The organism is Pseudomonas sp. BMS12, from assembly GCF_001592875.1.
In the GTDB taxonomy this organism is placed as follows: domain Bacteria; phylum Pseudomonadota; class Gammaproteobacteria; order Pseudomonadales; family Pseudomonadaceae; genus Aquipseudomonas.
On the sequence record NZ_LSOF01000007.1, the window covers coordinates 134,231 to 153,330 of the forward strand.

Annotated in this window: 22 protein-coding genes; 14 read left to right on the forward strand and 8 right to left on the reverse strand. The window is 66.0% G+C overall.

The genetic code is table 11. The features are described 5' to 3' along the window. Positions 1-6: 6 nt before the first annotated feature. Together AYB31_RS08095 and AYB31_RS08100 are read left to right on the forward strand one after the other, a co-directional pair. Positions 7-222, forward strand: coding sequence for a hypothetical protein (locus AYB31_RS08095; RefSeq protein WP_068827527.1), 216 nt, complete (start codon positions 7-9; stop codon positions 220-222). A gap of 84 nt (positions 223-306) precedes the next feature. Then, on the forward strand, positions 307-1,284 hold the full coding sequence (locus AYB31_RS08100; protein ID WP_068827529.1) for a hydrolase: 978 nt from the start codon (positions 307-309) through the stop codon (positions 1,282-1,284). Between the two features lie 172 nt (positions 1,285-1,456). On the opposite strand, the gene AYB31_RS08105 is transcribed toward AYB31_RS08100, so the two are convergent. After that, positions 1,457-2,116 (reverse strand): TetR/AcrR family transcriptional regulator, encoded by a 660-nt coding sequence (locus tag AYB31_RS08105; protein WP_068827532.1) that lies wholly within the window; start codon positions 2,114-2,116, stop codon positions 1,457-1,459. 145 nt (positions 2,117-2,261) lie between these two features. Here AYB31_RS08105 and AYB31_RS08110 point away from each other — a divergent pair, with 145 nt between their 5' ends. The 7 genes from AYB31_RS08110 to ggt all read left to right on the forward strand — a co-directional run bounded on the left by AYB31_RS08110 (position 2,262) and on the right by ggt (position 8,962). Next, positions 2,262-3,692 carry a coniferyl aldehyde dehydrogenase gene (locus tag AYB31_RS08110; protein WP_068827534.1) on the forward strand — a complete coding sequence of 477 codons (1,431 nt, stop codon included), beginning with the start codon at positions 2,262-2,264 and terminating at the stop codon, positions 3,690-3,692. A gap of 25 nt (positions 3,693-3,717) precedes the next feature. Then, complete coding sequence (locus tag AYB31_RS08115) at positions 3,718-4,263, forward strand: twin-arginine translocation pathway signal protein (protein WP_068827537.1); 546 nt, start codon at positions 3,718-3,720, stop codon at positions 4,261-4,263. Between the two features lie 62 nt (positions 4,264-4,325). Beyond that, positions 4,326-5,918 (forward strand): GMC family oxidoreductase, encoded by a 1,593-nt coding sequence (locus AYB31_RS08120; protein ID WP_068827539.1) that lies wholly within the window; start codon positions 4,326-4,328, stop codon positions 5,916-5,918. Continuing rightward, positions 5,915-6,286 carry a phosphopantetheine adenylyltransferase gene (locus tag AYB31_RS08125; protein WP_068827541.1) on the forward strand — a complete coding sequence of 124 codons (372 nt, stop codon included), beginning with the start codon at positions 5,915-5,917 and terminating at the stop codon, positions 6,284-6,286. Before AYB31_RS08120 ends, AYB31_RS08125 begins: the two co-directional genes overlap by 4 nt. 67 nt (positions 6,287-6,353) lie before the next feature. Next, positions 6,354-6,833 carry a pantetheine-phosphate adenylyltransferase gene (coaD, locus tag AYB31_RS08130; protein WP_068827543.1) on the forward strand — a complete coding sequence of 160 codons (480 nt, stop codon included), beginning with the start codon at positions 6,354-6,356 and terminating at the stop codon, positions 6,831-6,833. 114 nt (positions 6,834-6,947) lie between these two features. Then, positions 6,948-7,199, forward strand: coding sequence for a YfhL family 4Fe-4S dicluster ferredoxin (locus tag AYB31_RS08135; RefSeq protein WP_068827545.1), 252 nt, complete (start codon positions 6,948-6,950; stop codon positions 7,197-7,199). A gap of 65 nt (positions 7,200-7,264) precedes the next feature. Next, positions 7,265-8,962 carry a gamma-glutamyltransferase gene (ggt, locus tag AYB31_RS08140; protein WP_068827547.1) on the forward strand — a complete coding sequence of 566 codons (1,698 nt, stop codon included), beginning with the start codon at positions 7,265-7,267 and terminating at the stop codon, positions 8,960-8,962. A 35-nt stretch (positions 8,963-8,997) separates the two neighbouring features. Here ggt and AYB31_RS08145 read toward each other — a convergent pair whose 3' ends face one another. The 4 genes from AYB31_RS08145 to AYB31_RS08160 all read right to left on the reverse strand — a co-directional run bounded on the left by AYB31_RS08145 (position 8,998) and on the right by AYB31_RS08160 (position 11,789). Continuing rightward, positions 8,998-9,336, reverse strand: coding sequence for a multidrug transporter (locus AYB31_RS08145; RefSeq protein WP_068827549.1), 339 nt, complete (start codon positions 9,334-9,336; stop codon positions 8,998-9,000). Positions 9,337-9,420: 84 nt separating this feature from the next. Further along, complete coding sequence (locus AYB31_RS08150) at positions 9,421-9,999, reverse strand: lysophospholipid acyltransferase family protein (RefSeq protein WP_068827551.1); 579 nt, start codon at positions 9,997-9,999, stop codon at positions 9,421-9,423. 50 nt (positions 10,000-10,049) lie between these two features. Further along, a complete protein-coding gene (mutM, locus tag AYB31_RS08155) occupies positions 10,050-10,862 on the reverse strand; it encodes a bifunctional DNA-formamidopyrimidine glycosylase/DNA-(apurinic or apyrimidinic site) lyase (protein ID WP_068827553.1) in 813 nt (270 codons plus the stop codon). A gap of 60 nt (positions 10,863-10,922) precedes the next feature. Further along, positions 10,923-11,789: an HDOD domain-containing protein gene (locus tag AYB31_RS08160; protein WP_068827555.1), complete on the reverse strand. Its 867-nt coding sequence runs from the start codon at positions 11,787-11,789 to the stop codon at positions 10,923-10,925. 131 nt (positions 11,790-11,920) lie between these two features. Between AYB31_RS08160 and AYB31_RS08165 the strand changes: the two genes are divergently transcribed. Beyond that, positions 11,921-13,117: a class I SAM-dependent rRNA methyltransferase gene (locus AYB31_RS08165; protein WP_068827557.1), complete on the forward strand. Its 1,197-nt coding sequence runs from the start codon at positions 11,921-11,923 to the stop codon at positions 13,115-13,117. 142 nt (positions 13,118-13,259) lie between these two features. Here AYB31_RS08165 and AYB31_RS08170 read toward each other — a convergent pair whose 3' ends face one another. Next, entirely contained in the window at positions 13,260-14,099 is an 840-nt protein-coding gene (locus tag AYB31_RS08170) for a poly(ethylene terephthalate) hydrolase family protein (protein ID WP_068827558.1), read from the reverse strand. Between the two features lie 450 nt (positions 14,100-14,549). On the opposite strand from AYB31_RS08170, the gene ilvD reads away from it, so the two are divergent. From ilvD to AYB31_RS08190, 4 genes are all read left to right on the forward strand, one after another. Beyond that, the gene (ilvD, locus tag AYB31_RS08175) at positions 14,550-16,388 is read left to right on the forward strand and encodes a dihydroxy-acid dehydratase (RefSeq protein ID WP_068827560.1); all 1,839 of its coding nucleotides are present in this window, start codon (positions 14,550-14,552) and stop codon (positions 16,386-16,388) included. Positions 16,389-16,561: 173 nt separating this feature from the next. Beyond that, complete coding sequence (locus AYB31_RS08180) at positions 16,562-16,930, forward strand: MerR family transcriptional regulator (protein WP_068827562.1); 369 nt, start codon at positions 16,562-16,564, stop codon at positions 16,928-16,930. Positions 16,931-16,989: 59 nt separating this feature from the next. Then, a complete protein-coding gene (locus tag AYB31_RS08185) occupies positions 16,990-17,376 on the forward strand; it encodes a carboxymuconolactone decarboxylase family protein (RefSeq protein ID WP_068827564.1) in 387 nt (128 codons plus the stop codon). Continuing rightward, positions 17,373-17,858: a metallophosphoesterase family protein gene (locus AYB31_RS08190; RefSeq protein ID WP_236715520.1), complete on the forward strand. Its 486-nt coding sequence runs from the start codon at positions 17,373-17,375 to the stop codon at positions 17,856-17,858. Before AYB31_RS08185 ends, AYB31_RS08190 begins: the two co-directional genes overlap by 4 nt. Here the strand turns inward: AYB31_RS08190 and AYB31_RS08195 are convergent. Further along, on the reverse strand, positions 17,851-18,498 hold the full coding sequence (locus tag AYB31_RS08195; protein WP_068827567.1) for a YitT family protein: 648 nt from the start codon (positions 18,496-18,498) through the stop codon (positions 17,851-17,853). The genes AYB31_RS08190 and AYB31_RS08195 overlap by 8 nt on opposite strands. A gap of 88 nt (positions 18,499-18,586) precedes the next feature. Beyond that, positions 18,587-19,099, reverse strand: a complete 513-nt coding sequence (locus AYB31_RS08200; protein ID WP_068827569.1) for a dihydrofolate reductase — start codon at positions 19,097-19,099, stop codon at positions 18,587-18,589. Position 19,100: the final 1 nt, after the last annotated feature.

Sequence of the window (19,100 nt, forward strand, 5' to 3'; positions counted from 1 at the left end):
CCGTCGGTGAAGAACTTCATCTACGACAACCTGCCCTACCTGCTGGTCGCACCGCTGGCCCTGCTACTGCTGTTCGCCGAGAAGGAGATCGCCTTTGGCGTCTCCCGCAGCGTCATGGAGCCATCACGCGGCCCGGTGCTGGGGCTGACCGAGCAACGGCTGGTCGCCGCCCTGGTCCTGCTGTTGGTTATGCGCAAGATGTGGCTCAACAGGCGCCGCTGAGTCTTCATTCGCCCGGCCAATGGTTCTTCCGCTTTGCCACGCCAGGCTCTAGCCTGATGCCTTGAGCCACACCCGAAACCGCCCATGACGACCGACTTCCAACCCGCCTGGTGGCTGCCCAGCCCGCACCTGCAGACCCTGTGGGGCTCGCTGTGCCGCACACCGCCTAGCCTTGAGCGCCAACGCGAGCGCCTGTGGCTGGAAGACGGCGACTTTCTCGACCTCGACTGGTATGGCCCGCACGAGGCCGGCGCGCCGTTGGTGCTGGTGCTGCACGGACTGACCGGCTCCTCCAGCTCGCACTATGTGCTCGGCCTGCAGCAGCAGCTGGCCGCCCAGGGGTGGGCCAGCGTCGCGCTAAACTGGCGCGGCTGCTCGGGCGAGCCGAACCTGCTGCCGCGCGGCTACCACTCCGGGGTCAGCGAGGACGTGGTCAGCGTGGTTCAGCACCTGCAGGCCCAGCGGCCGCTGGCGCCGCTGTATGCGGTGGGTTATTCGCTGGGCGGCAACGTGCTGCTCAAGTACCTGGGCGAAAGCGGCGCGGCTTCCGGCCTGCAGGGCGCAGTCGCAGTGTCGGTGCCGTTTCGCCTGGACCACTGCGCCGAGCGCATCGACCGCGGCTTCTCCAAGGTCTACCAGGCGCACTTCATGCGTGAGCTGGTCGCCTACGTGCGCGACAAGCAACAGCGCTTCACCGACGAAGGCCATCACGAACGCCTGGCCGCGCTGCAGGCGCTCGGCCCGCTGGAAGGCATGCGCACCTTCTGGGACTTCGACGGTCGTTTCACCGCCCCGCTGCACGGCTACGCCGACGCCGACGATTACTACCGCCGCGCCTCCAGCCGTTACTACCTGGAGCAGATCCGCACCCGCACACTGATCATCCAGTCCAGCGACGATCCCTTCGTCTTCCCCTACAGCGTGCCCCAGGCCCACGAACTCTCGGCCAGCACCCGCCTGGAGCTGCACACCCGCGGCGGCCACGTCGGCTTTATCGGCGGTTCGCCACGCCTGCCGGAGTATTACCTGGAGCGGCGAATTCCCAGTTGGCTGGCCTGTTAGGGACGCTCTGAAAAGCCCTTACTGTCGCTCCCGCGAAGGCAGGAGCCCAGGTGCCACCGCCATCTGGAGTCCCGCCTGCGCGGGAATGACGGCACTTCTGAGTCTTCTTGGAAGACTGTTTTTAACAGCGGCCAGGCAGCGCAGTGTTTTCCAGTAGCCTGCCAGGGCCTGCTTAGAAAATTCGGTCCAGCGGCACATGCAGGCTCTGGTACACCGCCTGCACCCCTTCCCGCGCCTCGGCAGTGGTATAGCCGCCCTCCAGCGCCAGCACCTGGTAGATGCCGCGGCGCATCATCTCTTCGTTGAGGTCACCGGAATCACTGCGCATGGTGCACAGGAAGCGCACCCAGGAGGTGAGGATGATCCAGCTGTTGAGGGTCAGCGCCTCGATCTGCTGGGCGTCCATGGCCAGGATGCCGGCCTCGGCAAAGCCCCGATAGATGTCCGTGGCGCCCAGCAGGCAGCGGCGGGCGAAGGCGCGGTAGCGCTCGGCCAGTTCGGCATCGCTTTCCAGCAGGTGTTCCAGGTCGCGGTGCAGGAAGCGGTAATGCCACATGGCGGCCAGTAGGGCCTGCAGGTAGAAGGTCTTGTCCTCCACCGTCAGCGCGCGTCCTTCGGGGCGGCGCAGGAAGGTATCGACGCGACTTTCGTACTGGGCGAAGAGCTCGGCGATGATCGCCTGCTTGTTGCGGAAGTGGTAGTACAGGTTGCCCGGCGACATGCCCAGGTGCGCGGCGATGTGGTTGGTGGTGACGTTGCGCTCGCCCTGGGCATTGAACAGCTCCAGGCTGGCGTCGACGATGCGGTCGCGGGTCTTGTTCTTCGGGGCCATGGTTCGGCTCGGTTAAGCGTTTCGGCAAAAGTACAGGGATGCGCGGGTTCTGACGACCGGCACGGGGCTCGATTGACAGTTTAGAGCAATTACTCTAAAAATCATTCTACTTATCCGCCGCTGCACTCCCGAGAGGATGCCCGCCATGGTTGCCGATGTCGCCTACCTACAACAAAACCAACAGCAGATCGATGCCCTGGAGCCCCTACTGGCTGCGCAGCGCGCCGCGTTCCGCGCCAATCCGATGCCGTCTGCCGAGCAGCGCCTGGCCTGGCTCAAGACCCTGCGCGAGCTGATCCATCAGGAGAAAGACGCGCTGATCGCCGCGTTACACGCCGACTTCAGCAACCGCGCCGAGAGCGAGACCATGCTGGCCGAGATCATGGCCAGCCTGAACGGCATCCACTACGCCAGCAAGAACCTGAAGAAGTGGATGAAGCCGTCGAAGCGCTCGGTGGATATGTCCTTCCAGCCGGCCAAGGCCAAGGTGATCTACCAGCCGCTGGGCGTGATCGGCGTGATCTCGCCGTGGAACTACCCGCTGTTCCTGGCCTTCGGCCCGCTGATCGGTGCGCTGTCCGCCGGTAACCGGGTGATGATCAAGATGAGCGAGGCCACCCCGGTCACCTCGCAACTGGTCAAGGACATTCTGGCCAAGGTCTTCCCCGAGGACCTGGTCGCCGTGGTGCTGGGCGAGGCCGAAGTCGGCCAGGCCTTCTCCCGCCTGCCCTTCGATCATCTGCTGTTCACCGGCGCCACCAGCATCGGCAAGCATGTGATGCGCGCCGCCGCCGAGAATCTGGTGCCGGTCACCCTGGAGCTGGGCGGCAAGTCGCCAGCCATCATTGCCGCCGACGTGCCCATGGCCGACGCCGCAGAGCGCATCGCCTTCGGCAAGACCATGAACGCCGGCCAGACCTGCGTGGCGCCTGACTATGTGCTGGTGCCGGAAGGCCGCGTGGAGGAGTTCATCGACACCTACCGGCAGGTGGTGCAGCGCTTCTATCCCAAGCTGGAAAACAACCCGGACTACACCGCCATCATCAACGAGCGCCAGCTCAGCCGCCTCAAGGGCTATATCAGCGACGCGGAGAGCAAGGGCGCGCAGGTCATCCGCCTGTTCGACAAGGACCAGGACCGCCGCATGGCCCAGTGCCTGGTGCTGAACACCAATGACGACATGAAGCTGATGCAGGACGAGATCTTCGGCCCGCTGCTGCCGGTCGTGCCGTATCGCGGCATCGAGCAGGCCTTCAACTACGTCAACGACCGGCCGCGGCCGCTGGCGCTGTACTACTTCGGCTACGACAAGGCCGAGCAAGAGCGCGTGCTGAGCGAGACCCACTCCGGCGGCGTGTGCATCAACGACACCATGCTGCACGTGGCCCAGGACGACATGCCGTTCGGCGGTATCGGCCCCTCCGGCATGGGCCATTACCACGGCCACGAGGGCTTCCTGACCTTCAGCAAGGCCAAGGCGGTGCTGATCAAGCAGCGCTTCAATGGCGCCAGGCTGATCTACCCTCCATACGGCAAGCCGCTGCAGAAGCTGGTCCAGAAACTCTTCCTTCGCTGATACGCCATACGGGGCCATAACAACAATGATCGATACCCCCGCCAACGCCGTGTCGCTCTCGCGACGCGGCCTGCTCAAAGTCGGCCTGTTCGGCGGTGCCTTCCTGGCCACCGCCGGCCTGGCCGCCAGCCTCAGTGGCTGCTCGGCGCCGGGCACGGCCACGGGTTTCGCCGTGCTGCGCGAGAGCGATCTGCCCAGCCTGCGTGCGCTGATCCCGGTGATTCTGCAAGGTGCGGTCGCCGACGGCGCCATGCCGGCGGCAGTGGACGCCACCCTGCAAGGCATCGACCACAACCTCAACCATGTCTCGCCGGAGCTGCTCAAGCTCACCCAGCAACTGCTCGACGTGCTGGCCATGGACATCACCCGCGGCCCGCTGACCGGCGTCTGGGGCGACTGGGACAGCGCCAGCGCCGAAGATGTCCGCCAGTTCCTCGCCCGCTGGGAGCACAGTTCGCTGGACCTGCTGCGCATGGGCCATGCCGCACTGCTGCAGATGGTGCTGATGTCCTGGTACGCCCGGCCGCAATCCTGGGCCCACTGTGGCTACCCCGGGCCGCCCACGGTCTAGCCGCCGGCTGCACACGCACCCGGCCACGCCCTGCGCACAATGACAAGAATGAGAGCCTGAACATGCCTGTACCCGATAGTTTCCGCGAAGGCCTGGCCCGCGGCTGGACCACCTACGACGGCTCGCGCCTGGAGCAGGATCTGCTGCTGGAAGCCGACGTCGCCATCATCGGCAGCGGCGCCGGCGGCGGCACCACCGCGGAGATCCTCAGCGCCGCCGGCTTCAAGGTGCTGCTGATCGAGGAAGGCCCGCTGAAGACCAGCAGCGACTTCAAGATGCAGGAGGCCGACGCCTACCCGCAGCTGTACCAGGAAGGCATCGGGCGCATGAGCAAGGACGGCGCCATCACCATCATGCAGGGCCGCGCCGTGGGTGGCACCACCCTGGTCAACTGGACCTCCAGTTTCCGCACCCCGGAGCCGACCCTGCAGCACTGGGCCGATGTCCACGACGTCAAGGGCCACAGCCCGGCCGAGATGGCGCCCTGGTTCGAGAAGATGGAGCAGCGCCTGGGTGTCGCGCCCTGGGCCATCCCGCCGAACCCCAACAACCAGGTGATCAAGGACGGCTGTGAGAAGCTCGGCTACAGCTGGCACGTCATCCCGCGCAACGTGCGCGGCTGCTGGAACCTCGGCTACTGCGGCATGGGCTGCCCGACCAATGCCAAGCAGTCGATGCTGGTCACCACCATTCCCGCGACCCTGGACAAGGGCGGCAGCCTGCTCTATCTCGCCCGCGCCGAACGCCTGATCCACGACGGCGAGCGGGTCAGCGGCCTGGAATGCCTGGGCATGGACGCGCGCTGCGTGGCGCCCAATGGTCGCCGCATCATGGTCAAGGCCCGCCACTACGTGCTGGCCGGCGGTGGCATCAACAGCCCGGCGTTGCTCATGCGCTCCAAGGCGCCCGACCCGCATGAGCGGGCTGGCAAGCGCACCTTCCTGCACGTGGTCAACTTCTCCGCCGCGCAGTTCGAGAAGGTCATCAACCCCTTCTATGGCGCGCCGCAGTCGATCTACTCCGACCATTTCCAATGGACCGACGGCGCCGCCGGGCAGATGTCCTACAAGCTGGAAGTCCCGCCGCTGCAGCCGGCGCTGACCGCCACCCTGCTCGGCCGCTTCGGCGTCGACAATGCCCTGCGCATGGAGCAGCTGCCACACACCAACGTGATGCTGGCGCTGCTGCGCGACGGCTTCCACCCGGACAGTGCCGAGGGCACGGTGGAACTGCGCGGCGACGGCACGCCAGTGCTCGACTACCGCATGACCGACTACACCTGGGACGGCATCCGTCGGGCCTTCCACAGCATGGCCGAGATCCAGTTCGCCGCCGGCGCCAAGGCCGTTTTGCCACAGCATGCCGCGGCCGACTACGTGAAGACCCTGGCCGAGGCCAAGAGCCTGATCGATCGCCTCGACCTGGTGCTGTACCAGACCCGCCTGGGCAGCGCCCATGTGATGGGCGGCTGCGCCATGGGCGAAGACGCGAAAATGGCGGTCACCGACAGCCTGGGCAGGCACCATCAGCTGGAAAACCTGTCGATCCACGACGGCTCGCTGTTCCCCACCAGCATCGGCGCCAACCCGCAGCTGTCGATCTACGGGCTCACCGCCAAGCTCGCCAGTCTGCTGGCCGAACGCCTCAAGGCATGAGCAAGCTGATCGCCGTTCTGCTGCTGGTCGCCGGTGTCATCCACCTGCTGCCGCTGGCCGGCGTGCTCGGCGGCGAACGGCTCAACGCCCTCTACGGCCTGACGCTGGACGAGCCCAACCTGCAGATCCTGATGCGCCACCGCGCCGTGCTGTTCGGCCTGCTCGGCGCCCTGCTGGCGGCCGCGGCCTTCGTACCGGGGCTGCGCAGCCTGGCCCTGCTCGGCGGGCTGATCAGCGTCATCAGCTTCCTCCTGCTGGCCTGGAGCGCACCGCTCTACAACGAGGCCCTGCGCCGTGTGGTGGTAGCCGACTGGGTAGCCCTGGCCTGCCTGCTGCCGGCACTGGCGCTGCACCTGCGCGCGCCCTGAGCCTTTTCCCCCGGGGAAGCACTGCGCTACCATCCGCGACTCTTACCGCTCCGAGCAGGACGATGCGATGAATCGAGTGTTGTACCCGGGTACCTTCGACCCCATCACCAAAGGTCATGGCGATCTGATCGAACGTGCCTCGCGCCTGTTCGACACCGTGGTCATCGCCGTCGCCGCCAGCCCGAAGAAGAACCCCCTGTTCCCCCTGGAACAACGGGTGGCGCTGGCTCAGGAGGTCACCAAGCACCTGCCGAACGTCGAGGTGGTGGGTTTCTCCACCCTGCTCGCCCACTTCGTCAAGGAGCAGAACGCCAACATCCTCCTGCGCGGCCTGCGTGCAGTGTCGGACTTCGAATACGAATTCCAGCTGGCCAACATGAACCGCCAGCTGGCGCCGGACGTGGAGAGCATGTTCCTCACCCCGTCGGAGAAGTACTCCTTCATTTCCTCGACCCTGGTGCGCGAGATCGCCGCCCTCGGTGGCGACATCACCAAGTTCGTCCACCCGGCCGTGGCCCAGGCGCTGTCCGAGCGTTTCCAGCGCTGAACCGAAGCGACCGCCCATGCCTCGCGCATGGCGCCGGTCGCGCCGATCCGGCACAATTCGCCCCATTGAATGCCTGAAAGTGCCGCGCCCATCGGGCGTGGCAGGAGTTGCCCGATGTCCCTGAAGATCACCGACGACTGCATCAACTGCGACGTCTGCGAGCCCGAGTGCCCCAACGGCGCTATCTCCCAGGGGGAAGAGATCTACGTGATCGACCCCAACCTGTGCACCGAATGCGTCGGCCACTATGACGAGCCGCAGTGCCAGCAGGTCTGCCCGGTGGACTGCATCCCCCTCGACGAAGCGAATGTCGAGAGCAAGGACGAGCTGATGCAGAAGTACCTGATCATCACCGGCAAGGCCTGATTCACTCCCCACACCCGGGCGATCTTCGCTAGGCTGTCAGGCCTGTATTGCACGGATCGCCGCCCATGCCCGCCAAGCTTCTTCTCACCTGCCTGCTGCTGACCTGCACGCTGGCCACTCAGGCCGCGCCGGTCAAACCGCAACAGGCCGTCGTCGCCAGCGCCCATCCGGCCGCCACAGTCGCCGGCCTGGAAACCCTGACCCAGGGCGGCAATGCCTTCGACGCGGCGATTGCCGTCGCGGCAGCCCTGGCAGTCGCCGAACCCTATGGCTCCGGTCTCGGCGGCGGTGGTTTCTTCCTCCTGCGCCAGGCCGGCGAGAAGCCGATCTATCGTTTCCTCGACGCCCGCGAGCGTGCGCCGCTGAGCGCCGGCCCCGACCTGTATCGACGTAACGGCCAGGTGCAGCGCGAACTCTCGCTGAACGGCCCATTGGCGGCGGCCATACCTGGTCTGCCGGCGGCTCTGGCATTGCTCGCCGAGCGCTATGGCAAGCTGCCGCTGAGCCACTCGCTGACCCCGGCGATGCGCCTGGCCCGCGACGGCGTCGGCATCGACCGGGTCTACCGCGAACGAGTCGAATGGCGCCTGGCGGCCATGCAGAACGATGCCGAGACCGCACGCATCTTCCTCGACCAGGGCCAGCTGCCCGCCCTCCATGGCCTTTTGCGCCAGCCCGAGCTGGCGCGCACCCTGCAACGCCTGGCCGACGGCGGCCATGCCGGCTTCTATGGCGGCGAAACGGCGCGCCGGCTGGTGGAGGGCGTACGCGCTGCCGGTGGTATCTGGAGCGAGCGCGATCTGCGCGAATACCGGGTGGTCGAGCGCCAGCCCCTGCGCTTTCCCCTGCAGGGCAAGCGCGAGCTGATCAGTGCCCCACCACCCTCGGCCGGCGGCGTAGCCATCGCCCAGAGCCTGGCGATGCTGCAGCAACTGCCCTGGCAGAAGTCCGGCGACGTGCAGCGCAGCCATTACGTGACCGAGGTGCTGCGCCGCGCCTACCGTGATCGCGGCCTGCTGGGCGACCCCGACCAGGTGCGCAACCCACTCGAGCAATTGCTAGACGCCAACTACCTGCAGGGCCTGGCCAAAGGCATCCAACTGCAGCACGCCACCCCCAGCAGCAGCCTGCCAGCGGCGCCGGCCTGGCGCGAAGGCGACCACACTACTCACTTCACCGTGCTCGACACCGAGGGCAATGCAGTGGCCGCCACCTTGTCGATCAACCTGCCGTTCGGCGCCGCCTTCACCGTGCCGGGCACCGGCGTGCTGCTCAACAACGAGATGGACGACTTCGCCGCCGACCCCAAGGGCAGCAATGTCTACGGACTGGCCGGCAGCCAGGCCAATGCCGTCGCCGCGGGCAAACGACCGCTGTCGAGCATGAGCCCGACCTTTATCGAGAGCGAGACGGAGCTGGCCTCCTTCGGCACGCCGGGTGGCAGCCGCATTCCCAGCATGGTGCTGCTGGCGGTTCTCGATTATCTGGACGGCAAGCCGGTGGCGCAGTGGCCGGCCACGCCGCGCTACCACCACCAGTACCTGCCCGACGTCATCGAGTACGAACCCGATGCCTTCAGTGCCGGCCAGCGCGCCAGCCTGGAGTTGCGCGGCCACCGTCTCACCCAGGTGAACCGGCGCTACGGCAACCAGCAGGTGCTGCTATGGCACAAGCAGGACGGCAAGGTCGAAGCAGCCAGCGATCCGCGCGGAATCGGCCGCGCCGATTTCTGGCCGACTGAAAACGCGAAAGCCGGTCAGTAGACCGGCTTTCGTGAAACCTGCGGGAAAGAGAAGGATCAGTCCTTCTTGTAGCCGCTCTCGGTGCAGCCCAGGCAACGGACGAAAGCCGCCATGCCAGGCTCTACCACCAGCGCTTCGCCGGCTTCCTTGACGTTACCGCCCAGGGCGGTGAACGGCAGGCTGACCAGGAATACACCCGCACCGATGATGGTGCCGGCGATCAGCAGTGGGCGCGCCACGATCAGGTCACCCACCATGGCGTAGGCGGGTGGTGCTTCGACGGTGTAGACGGGGTCACCACTGGTGTTCTGCTGAACCACGTCCGCCTGCGCCGGCATTGCCAGCAGGCCAGTGGTCAGAGCCAAGACAGCGGCGGTGGTGCGAAACAGGTTCATGGCGCGATCCTTCATTAGTGTCGTTATGGCAGAACGGTGCAGGTAACTATAACAGCGCTCGCGCAATTGTCAGCGTGAACGCCGTCAATCGCCGTGGAATGCGTAGTGCGGCTTTTTCGGCACATAAGGGCGAAAAAAACCCAGCAAAACCTTGAGGTCGGCATCGGCATCACCGCTGGGCTGGAATGGCGCACCGATCACCACGCGCCGATTGGCGAAGTCCAGGGCGCCCGGCACTATCGGCACGCCGGCCCCCAGGGCGATATGGTAGAAGCCCATCTTCCAGCGCTCGACCTTCTTGCGTGTGCCCTCCGGCGACAGCACCAGAATGAACTCGCGGTTGTCGGCGAACGCCTGGATCGCCTGCTCCACCATGTTCAGGCGCAGGTGGCGCTGGATCGGGATGCCGCCCCAGCTGCGCATGATGCCGGCGAACGGCCAGCGGAAGATGCTGTGCTTGCCGAACCAGCGGGCATTCAGGCGCAGTACGAACTTCAGCGCGATGAAGATCACGAAGTCCCAGTTGGACGTGTGATGGGCGCCAATCACCACGAACTTGTCGAGCTTCGGCAGCTCGCCCTCGATACGCCAGCCCATCAGCCGTAGCGCGGTACGCCCGACCCACTCGGCCAGCGGGTTGGGCGGCAGGTAGTTGCCGGACATCATTCACCTCTTGTTCTTATTCTCGGCAGTGTTGCGTTTGGTCGTTCGTTTCAGCGCTGGCACTTGGGGCAGTAAACGCTGGCGCGCTGGCCCAGTTTCACCTCACGCAGCGTGCTGCCGCAGACCTTGCAGAACTCGCCACCGCGCCCGTAGGCGAACAGCTCCTGCTGGAAGTAGCCGGGCTGGCCATCGCCGCCGACGAAATCACGCAAGGTGGTGCCGCCGCGCTCGATGGCATGGGCGAGGATGCGCTTGATCTCCACCGCCAGCGCCACGTAGCGGGCACGGGAGATGGTGCCGGCCGCGCGCCGCGGGTCGATGCCGGCGGCGAACAGCGCCTCGGTGGCGTAGATGTTGCCCACCCCCACCACCACGGCGTTGTCCATGATGAAGGGCTTGACCGCCATCGAGCGACCGCGCGACAGCTGGTACAGGCGTTCGCCGTCGAACAGATCGGTGAGCGGCTCCGGCCCCAGGCGGAGCAGCAGCTCGTGGTTCAGCGGGTCGCTGCTCCACAGCAGGGCGCCGAAGCGTCGCGGGTCGGTGTAGCGCAGCGCCATGCCCGACTCCAGTTCGATATCCACATGCTCGTGCTTGGCCGCCGGCGTGCCCACCGCCACCAGGCGCAGGTTGCCGGACATGCCCAGGTGGCTGATCAGAGTGCCGCTCTCGGCCTTGATCAACAGGTACTTGGCGCGCCGCTCGACACACTCGATGCGCTGCCCGGACAGGCGCACATCGAGGTCTTCGGGGATCGGCCAGCGCAGGCGGCGTTCGCGCACCAGCACGCGGCTGACGCGCTGGCCTTCGAGATAGGGGGCGATGCCGCGGCGGGTGGTTTCGACTTCGGGTAGTTCGGGCATGAAAAACTCGGGGTACTACGGAGCAGTCGCCACCCTAGCAGGAAGCTGGCGAGCGGGAAATCAGGCCACGCCCAGCTCGCGGATGCTTTCGCGCAGGTTCTCGAAGTCGTACTCGGACAGCCCCACGTACTCCAGCACCAGTTGCTGGATGCTGGCCCACTCGTGGTCGTCCTCCTGGTTGCCCAACACCTTGTGGCTGGCACAGATGTGCTCGGCCATCTTGAGGATGGCCATCAGCGTCTTCAGCTGGGCGTCGCGGCCGCCCTCTTCCTCGAAGAACGACAGCGCATTGTGGTGGTTGGCGATGGCCTCGCACAGGTGCAGCGGCAGGTTCCACGACTTGGCGGTGAAGTAGCCGACCACCGCGTGGTTGGTGTTGAGCAGGCGGTTTTCGGTATCCACCACGCGGCGCTCGCTGCCGGCGTTGTAGTAGGCCTCCTCGAGCACCGTCATGTAGTTGGGGAAGCGCTTGAGCATCAGCGGGATGCCGCAATTGTGGAACAGGCCCAGGGTGTAGGCCTCGTCCGGTGACTGGTAGCCGATGCGCTTGGCCAGGGTCAGGCAGGTGTTGGCCACATCCTGGGCGGTGTCCCAGAAACGGTTGAGGGTGACGATGGCCTCGTCGGTCAGCTCGCCCTTGATCGACTGGGCGTTGATCAGGTTGATCACCGTGTTGCAGCCCAGCAGGTTGACCGCCTGCTGGATCGAGGCGATGCGGTTGGTCAGGCCGAAGTGCGGCGAGTTGACGATCTTCAGCAGCGCGCCGGACAGGCCGGGGTCCTGGCTGATCAGCTTGGCGATGGTCCTGAGATCCGGGCTGGGCATGACCTGTTCCATCTGCAGGTCGACCATGATCTGCGGCTGCGGCGGTACGCTGATGCCCTGCAGGGCCTGCTGGATCTGTTCGGAGGAGAGTTCGTGGACCATGGCGACGGCAACTGGAATGAGAGATTCGCCACAGTTTAGCCAAAGCGTTCTCGACTCTGCAGCCAACTTTTGTAACCGCCGCGCGCGGTACGAAGCGGCTATAATTCCGCTCTTTTTTCCGGAGTAGCCCCATGTCCCTGCCCAGCCTGCGCCTCAAAGCCAATGCCGACCGCCGCCTGCGCGCGGGCCATCTGTGGGTCTACAGCAACGAAATCGATGTGGCGGCTACTCCGCTGAACCTGTTCCAGCCGGGCGACCAGGCCGTGCTCGAAGCCGCCGGCGGCAAGGCCCTTGGCATAGTCGCCATGAGCCCGAACAACCTGATCTGCGCCCGCCTGCTGTCGCGCGACACCAAGCACGTGCTGGACAAATCGCTGCTGGTGCACCGCATCAACGTCGCCCTGAGCCTGCGCGAGCGCCTGTTCGACACCCCGCACTACCGCCTGGTGTACGGCGATTCCGACCTGCTTCCCGGCCTGGTGGTCGACCGCTTCGGCGATCACCTGGTGGTGCAACTGGCCTCCGCCGCCATGGAGCGCGCCAAGGACGCGGTGATCGAAGCCCTGGTGCAGGTGCTCAAGCCGCGCGGCATCCTGTTCAAGAATGACTCCGCCGCGCGTGATGCCGAAGGCCTGGAGCGCTACGTCGACACCGCCTTCGGCGTGGTCCCGGAGTGGGTCGATCTGGAAGAAAACGGCGTGAAGTTCCAGGCCCCGGTACTGGAAGGGCAGAAGACCGGCTGGTTCTACGACCACCGCATGAACCGCGCGCGCCTGGCGCCCTATGTACAGGGCAAGCGCGTACTCGACCTGTTCAGCTACATCGGCGGCTGGGGCGTGCAGGCCGCCGCGTTCGGCGCCAGTGAAGTGTTCTGCGTGGACGCCTCGGGCTTTGCCCTCGATGGCGTCGAGCGCAATGCCGCACTCAACGGCGTGGCCGAGAAGATCACCTGCGTCGAAGGCGACGTATTCGCCGCCCTCAAGGAACTGAAGTCCGCCGAAGAGCGCTTCGACGTGATCGTGGCCGACCCGCCCGCCTTCATCAAACGCAAGAAGGACATCAAGAACGGCGAGGCCGCCTACCGCCGCCTCAACGAAACCGCCATGCGCATGCTCAATAAGGACGGCATCCTGGTCAGTGCCAGCTGCTCCATGCACCTGGAAGAAGATCACCTGCAGAACATCCTGCTGACCAGCGCCCGCCACCTGGATCGCAACATCCAGCTGCTCGAGCGCGGCGCCCAGGGTCCGGACCACCCGGTACACCCGGCGATCAACGAGACCCGCTACATCAAGAGCCTGACCGTGCGCCTGCTACCCAACAGCTGAGTCCAGGCACTGATCCGTGGGAGCGGCTTTAGCCGCGATGCTTTCGTAATGTCCCATCGCGGCTAAAGCCGCTCCTACATAATTTCCCGAGGGCAATAAAAAGCCCCGCCCGCTGCAGCGGACGGGGCTCGCTATGGCGGGATCAGAAACCCTTGCGCTTGACCGTCCACAACGGACTGACACACAGGCTGCAGAAGGTGCCGTTGAAGGTGCTGCCGGCGTTCGCGTCGTTCATCAGCTGGTAGCGGAACCAGGCCGTGGCTGGACCACGGTAGGCGCCACCATCGCCGACCGGCTCGAAGTGACTGACGAAGCGGCGCTCGCCCCAGAAGATCGGCTGATTGATGCGGTTATAGACCGGCTGGGCGTTCAGGTAGGGGAACGCGATGGTGTCGCTGCCACCGGACATCAGGAACATCGGCCCCTTCTGCTTGCTCTGCGAGCTGCTGTTGTGGCCCAGGCCGAGCGTGTAGGGCTGGATCGGTGCCGTGGTGCGCACGCGGTCGTCCTGCCCGGCCATGATCGAACCACCGCCCCCCTGGGAGTGACCGGAGGTGCCGACACGCCCGGCATTGAGCTTGCCGGCATAGGTGCCGTAGCTGCTGCCGTTGGCCTGCACCAGGTAACTCAGACAGGCGAGCATCTCCTGGCCGGTCCCGGCGTCCGAGGTTTCCGCCGCTGCCACCACGAAACCGTGGCTGGCCCAGTGCTTCAACAGCGCGGCATAGGTATCGGGCGTGGCGCCGGTGCCGTTGCCCCACAGGATGATCGGGTGGCGCACGCCGTTCTGTCCCAGGGTGCTGGGGCGGTAGATCCGGCAGTTGGGGCCTTCGGCCTGACTGGTGGTGGCATAGGGGCCACTGTTATCGAAGCTGGAAACCGCCGGGAAAGCCGTTCCGGGCGTATCTGGCAGGGCGGCCATGGCCGAGCCGGACGCGAAGGCAAGCGCTGCCGCCAGGCCAGCGAGTTTGAAATCGAACATCGGAAGAATTCCTCATTATTGTTGTCATGACATTCCTCTCGTCACGGCCCTCCCGACCCACCACACCGGACTGGGCTGCACTGCATACGCTGACGATTGCTGCGCCCACAGGACACGGAGCGCGCGGAAGAAACTACGTGACCGCACGGTCATACCCACAATCGCCCAAACGGCGAATGCCGACCGGCGGTACCCCACCAAAGCACGACCCTGAAGGAGGGTGCGGGCATACCACCCAGCCGCCAGCCTTTCCCAGAGCGCGGCGGCGGGCGTAGAATCGAGCCATTCCTCGCCAACCATCCCCCGGCGGGCCCGTGAGCCCGGGCCGAACGAACGGCGACCCCGTTTCGTCCTGCGGCCCCATCCGAAGGCACGGCCATCTGCCGTTTGCATCCGGTCCAGTCGACGCTCACCATACGCACATCACCTGATTCAGCCGCAGGAACCGTCATGCCTGACTATCGCTCGAAGACCTCCACCCACGGCCGCAACATGGCCGGCGCCCGCGCCCTGTGGCGTGCCACCGGGATGAAGGACGAAGACTTCAAGAAACCGATCATCGCCATCGCCAACTCCTTCACCCAGTTCGTGCCCGGCCACGTGCACCTGAAGGACCTCGGCCAGCTGGTCGCCCGCGAGATCGAGAAGCACGGCGGCGTGGCGAAAGAGTTCAATACCATCGCCGTCGACGACGGCATCGCCATGGGCCACGACGGCATGCTCTATTCGCTGCCGAGCCGCGAGATCATCGCCGACTCCGTGGAGTACATGGTCAACGCCCACTGCGCCGACGCCATCGTCTGCATCTCCAACTGCGACAAGATCACCCCCGGCATGCTGATGGCCGCCCTGCGCCTGAACATCCCGGTGGTGTTCGTCTCCGGCGGGCCGATGGAAGCCGGCAAGACCAAGCTGGCCAGCCACGGCCTGGACCTGGTCGACGCCATGGTGGTAGCCGCCGACGACTCCTGCTCCGACGAGAAGGTCGCCGAGTACGAGCGCAGCGCCTGCCCGACCTGCGGCAGCTGCTCCGGCATGTTCACCGCCAACTCGATGAACTGCCTGACCGAGGCCCTCGGCCTGTCGCTGCCGGGCAACGGCTCGACTCTGGCCACCCACAGTGACCGCGAGCAGCTGTTCCTGCGTGCCGGCCGTCTGGCCGTAGAGCTGTGCCAGCGCTACTACGGCGAGGGCGACGAATCGGTGCTGCCGCGCAATGTCGCCAGCTTCAAGGCGTTCGAGAACGCCATGACCCTGGACATCGCCATGGGCGGCTCGACCAACACCATCCTGCACCTGCTGGCCGCCGCCCAGGAGGCGGAGATCGCCTTCGACCTGCGCGACATCGATCGCCTGTCGCGCAAGGTGCCGCAGCTGTGCAAGGTGGCGCCAAACATCCAGAAGTACCACATGGAAGACGTGCACCGCGCCGGCGGCATCTTCTCCATCCTCGGCGAGCTGGCCCGTGGCGGCCTGCTGCACACCGACGTGCCGACCGTGCACAGCCCGAGCATGGCCGACGCCATTGCCGAGTGGGACATCACCCAGACCAAAGACGAGAAGGTGCACACCTTCTTCAAGGCCGGCCCCGCAGGCATCCCGACCCAGACCGCGTTCAGCCAGAGCACCCGCTGGGACACCCTGGATGACGACCGTGCCGAAGGCTGCATCCGCTCGGTCGAGCACGCCTACTCCCAGGAAGGCGGCCTGGCCGTGCTGTACGGCAACATCGCCCTCGACGGCTGCGTGGTGAAGACCGCCGGCGTCGACGAGTCGATCCACGTGTTCGAAGGCAACGCCAAGATCTTCGAGAGCCAGGACAGCGCCGTGAAAGGCATCCTCGCCGACGAAGTGAAGCCGGGCGACATCGTGATCATCCGCTACGAAGGCCCGAAAGGCGGCCCGGGCATGCAGGAAATGCTCTATCCGACCTCGTATCTCAAGTCCAAGGGCCTGGGCAAGGCCTGCGCCCTGCTCACCGACGGCCGCTTCTCCGGCGGCACCAGCGGCCTGTCCATCGGCCACGCCTCGCCGGAAGCCGCCGCTGGCGGCGCCATCGGACTGGTGCGTGATGGCGACAAGGTGCTGATCGACATCCCCAACCGCTCGATCAATCTCCTGGTCAGCGATGAGGAACTGGCCGCCCGCCGCGTCGAACAGGACAAGAAGGGCTGGAAGCCGGTCGCCCCGCGCGCGCGCAAGGTGACCACGGCACTGAAGGCCTACGCCCTGCTCGCCACCAGCGCCGACAAGGGCGCAGTGCGCGACAAGGCCATGCTCGATGGGTGAGCCGGACTAAGGCAACGCATGCGTTGCCCCGGCGAACGACCGGCCATGAATGGCCGGACCGGGGCTCACTGCATGCAAGGCGCGACGGCAGGGATGCCATCAGCAGCGCAACATGCCTATCCTGAAAGCCCGGCCCCGTGCCGGGCTTTCGCTTTTCTGCTTGAGAAAACGCCATGAACATCCAGCATTTCGCCGTACGCTGCGGTTTGTCCGCGCATACCCTGCGCTACTACGAAAAGCTCGGTCTGCTGCGCCATGTCCGCCGCGACAGCAGCGGCCATCGTCGTTTCGCGGACGCCGACCTGAGCTGGGTCGAGTTCATCAAGCGCCTCAAGGACACCGGCATGCCGCTGGAGCAGATTCAGCGCTACGCCGACCTGCGCGAACAGGGTGATGCCAGCCACGCCCAGCGCCTGCAACTGCTGCAGGAACATGCCGCCGCCCTGCAGGCTCGCATCGCCCTGGAGACGGAACACCTGGACAAGCTGCAGGAGAAGATCGAGTACTACCGGCGCCTCGCGGCCGATGTGACCGAGGCTTGACTTAGAGTCGACTCTAAGGCGCAAGGTAGCGCGTGTCCCCTGATCATCAAGGAGCCACCATGGACAACCCACGCTACGAAGCCGGCCTGCGCAAACTCGACGAAATCGACGGTGAGGCCGGCCACAGGGTCATCGCCAGCCTGGCCGATATTGCCCCGGACCTCGGCCGCTACATCATCGAGTTCGGCTTCGGCGACATCTACCGCCGCCCCGGCCTGGACCTGCAGAGTCGAGAGCTGGCCACGGTCGCCGCCCTCACCGCCCTCGGTCATTGCCAGCCGCAGCTGCGCGTTCACCTCAACGGCGCGCTCAACGTCGGTTGCGCGCCGCAGGCCATCGTCGAGGTGATCCTGCAGATGTCGCTGTACGCCGGTTTCCCCGCCGCGCTCAACGGTATGTTCCTGGCCAGGGAAGTGTTTGCCGAACGCGGCGTGAGCGTGACATGAGAGCACTACCCACAGCATCGGCGCTGCGTGTCGGCCTGATCGCCGATACCCACGGCCTGCTGCGCCCGGAGGCGCTGGCCGCGCTCGCAGGTTGCGACCATATCCTGCATGCCGGCGATATCGGCAAGCCCGAGATCCTCGACGCCCTGCGCTGCATCGCCCCGCTGACGGTGGTGCGCGGCAACAACGACGAAGGGCTGGCCTGGGCGGTCGAGCTACCTCAGCAGGTCGAGCTGCAGCTGGGTGGTGTCGGCCTGTACCTGGTGCATGAGCTGGCCGATGTCCAGGCGCAGCTGCCGGAGGGCGTGCGCGTGGTAATCACCGGCCACTCGCACAAGCCGCTGATCGAGGAGCGCGACGGTCGCCTGTGGATCAATCCCGGCAGTGCCGGGCCACGGCGTTTCAAGCTGCCGGTGAGCCTCGCCCTGCTGCAGATCGACGGCGGCGCCATCAGCGCCGAGTTGATCGACCTGCTCAGCTGACGCCCATGTAGCGGTCGGCCCGATGGTTGATCGCCAACACCAGGTTGAGCATCACCGCACCGAGCACCGACAGCGCCACCTTGTCCGGCGCCACCACGAAGATCGCCGCCAGCACGATGATCGCATCGATGGCCATCTGCACGGCACCGGCGCGTAGGCCGAAGCGTTCCTGCAGGAACAGCGCGAGGATGTTCACCCCGCCCAGGCTGGCCTTGTGGCGGAACAGCATCAGCAGCCCGAGGCCCATGGCCGCGCCGCCGAACAGTGCGGCATACAGCTCATTCAAGTGCGCAAAGGCCACCCAGCCCGGCGTCAGTTCGGCCAGCAGCGACACCAGCAGCACGGCGCAGCCGGTGCGCAGGGTGAAGCCCCAGCCCAGGCGCCAGATACCGAGCAGGTAGAACGGCAGGTTGACCAGGCAGAACACCAGCCCGAAGGGCCAGCCGGCCAGATACTTGGCGAGGAAGGCGATGCCCACAGTGCCGCCGGTCAGCAGCCCGGCGTGGCTGTAGAAGGCAATGCCCAGGGCCACCAGTGCGGTGCCGAAGAGCAGGGCCAGGGCATCCTCCCACAGCGGATGGCGGACGAAGATGGCGGCGATCGTTTCCGGCTGTGCGTGCTCGGCGGTGTTGTCAGTCATGCGGTGAAACCTGTCGGAAGAAGACACAAGCATAGGAGCGCCGCCCTCGGCAGAGGGCGACGTCGGTCAATGGCAGTGAAGAAAAGTCCTAGCGGCGCTGCCAGGTCTCGAAGCAATGCGCCGGGGCCGGCTCCACGGCAGGCTGTGCCTCACGCTCGCGGCATTGCCACTGCGCCTCGTCGAAGGCCGGGAACCAGGCATCACCCTCGGGCTCAAGCGCCACACGGGTCAGATAGAGGCGCTCGGCCTGGGCCAGGCCTTGCTCGTAGAGCTGCGCACCGCCGATCAGCATCAGCTCGTCGACGCCCTGCGCTCGCGCCCATTCATCGGCGCGAACGATGGCCGCATCCAGGCTCGGGAAGACTTCGGCGCCTTCCAGCTGCAACCCGGCCTGGCGGCTGACCACCAGATTGAGCCGCCCCGGCAGCGGCCGGCCGAGCGAGTCCCAGGTCTTGCGGCCCATGATGATCGGCTTGCCGAGGGTCTTGGTCTTGAAGTGCTTGAGGTCCGCCGGCAGGTGCCAGGGCAATTGGTTGTCGCGGCCAATCACGCGGTTTTCCGCGAGGGCGGCGATCAGGCAGAGGGGGAGCGTCTTGTTCATG

What these genes read in the sequence shown, in the direction of transcription:
- AYB31_RS08100 (WP_068827529.1), top strand. Translation starts at nt 307, where the DNA reads ATGACGACCGACTTCCAACCCGCCTGGTGGCTGCCCAGCCCGCACCTG.
- AYB31_RS08105 (WP_068827532.1), bottom strand. Translation starts at nt 2,116, where the DNA reads ATGGCCCCGAAGAACAAGACCCGCGACCGCATCGTCGACGCCAGCCTG.
- AYB31_RS08110 (WP_068827534.1), top strand. Translation starts at nt 2,262, where the DNA reads ATGGTTGCCGATGTCGCCTACCTACAACAAAACCAACAGCAGATCGAT.
- AYB31_RS08115 (WP_068827537.1), top strand. Translation starts at nt 3,718, where the DNA reads ATGATCGATACCCCCGCCAACGCCGTGTCGCTCTCGCGACGCGGCCTG.
- AYB31_RS08120 (WP_068827539.1), top strand. Translation starts at nt 4,326, where the DNA reads ATGCCTGTACCCGATAGTTTCCGCGAAGGCCTGGCCCGCGGCTGGACC.
- AYB31_RS08125 (WP_068827541.1), top strand. Translation starts at nt 5,915, where the DNA reads ATGAGCAAGCTGATCGCCGTTCTGCTGCTGGTCGCCGGTGTCATCCAC.
- coaD (WP_068827543.1), top strand. Translation starts at nt 6,354, where the DNA reads ATGAATCGAGTGTTGTACCCGGGTACCTTCGACCCCATCACCAAAGGT.
- AYB31_RS08135 (WP_068827545.1), top strand. Translation starts at nt 6,948, where the DNA reads ATGTCCCTGAAGATCACCGACGACTGCATCAACTGCGACGTCTGCGAG.
- ggt (WP_068827547.1), top strand. Translation starts at nt 7,265, where the DNA reads ATGCCCGCCAAGCTTCTTCTCACCTGCCTGCTGCTGACCTGCACGCTG.
- AYB31_RS08145 (WP_068827549.1), bottom strand. Translation starts at nt 9,336, where the DNA reads ATGAACCTGTTTCGCACCACCGCCGCTGTCTTGGCTCTGACCACTGGC.
- AYB31_RS08150 (WP_068827551.1), bottom strand. Translation starts at nt 9,999, where the DNA reads ATGTCCGGCAACTACCTGCCGCCCAACCCGCTGGCCGAGTGGGTCGGG.
- mutM (WP_068827553.1), bottom strand. Translation starts at nt 10,862, where the DNA reads ATGCCCGAACTACCCGAAGTCGAAACCACCCGCCGCGGCATCGCCCCC.
- AYB31_RS08160 (WP_068827555.1), bottom strand. Translation starts at nt 11,789, where the DNA reads ATGGTCCACGAACTCTCCTCCGAACAGATCCAGCAGGCCCTGCAGGGC.
- AYB31_RS08165 (WP_068827557.1), top strand. Translation starts at nt 11,921, where the DNA reads ATGTCCCTGCCCAGCCTGCGCCTCAAAGCCAATGCCGACCGCCGCCTG.
- AYB31_RS08170 (WP_068827558.1), bottom strand. Translation starts at nt 14,099, where the DNA reads ATGTTCGATTTCAAACTCGCTGGCCTGGCGGCAGCGCTTGCCTTCGCG.
- ilvD (WP_068827560.1), top strand. Translation starts at nt 14,550, where the DNA reads ATGCCTGACTATCGCTCGAAGACCTCCACCCACGGCCGCAACATGGCC.
- AYB31_RS08180 (WP_068827562.1), top strand. Translation starts at nt 16,562, where the DNA reads ATGAACATCCAGCATTTCGCCGTACGCTGCGGTTTGTCCGCGCATACC.
- AYB31_RS08185 (WP_068827564.1), top strand. Translation starts at nt 16,990, where the DNA reads ATGGACAACCCACGCTACGAAGCCGGCCTGCGCAAACTCGACGAAATC.
- AYB31_RS08190 (WP_236715520.1), top strand. Translation starts at nt 17,373, where the DNA reads ATGAGAGCACTACCCACAGCATCGGCGCTGCGTGTCGGCCTGATCGCC.
- AYB31_RS08195 (WP_068827567.1), bottom strand. Translation starts at nt 18,498, where the DNA reads ATGACTGACAACACCGCCGAGCACGCACAGCCGGAAACGATCGCCGCC.
- AYB31_RS08200 (WP_068827569.1), bottom strand. Translation starts at nt 19,099, where the DNA reads ATGAACAAGACGCTCCCCCTCTGCCTGATCGCCGCCCTCGCGGAAAAC.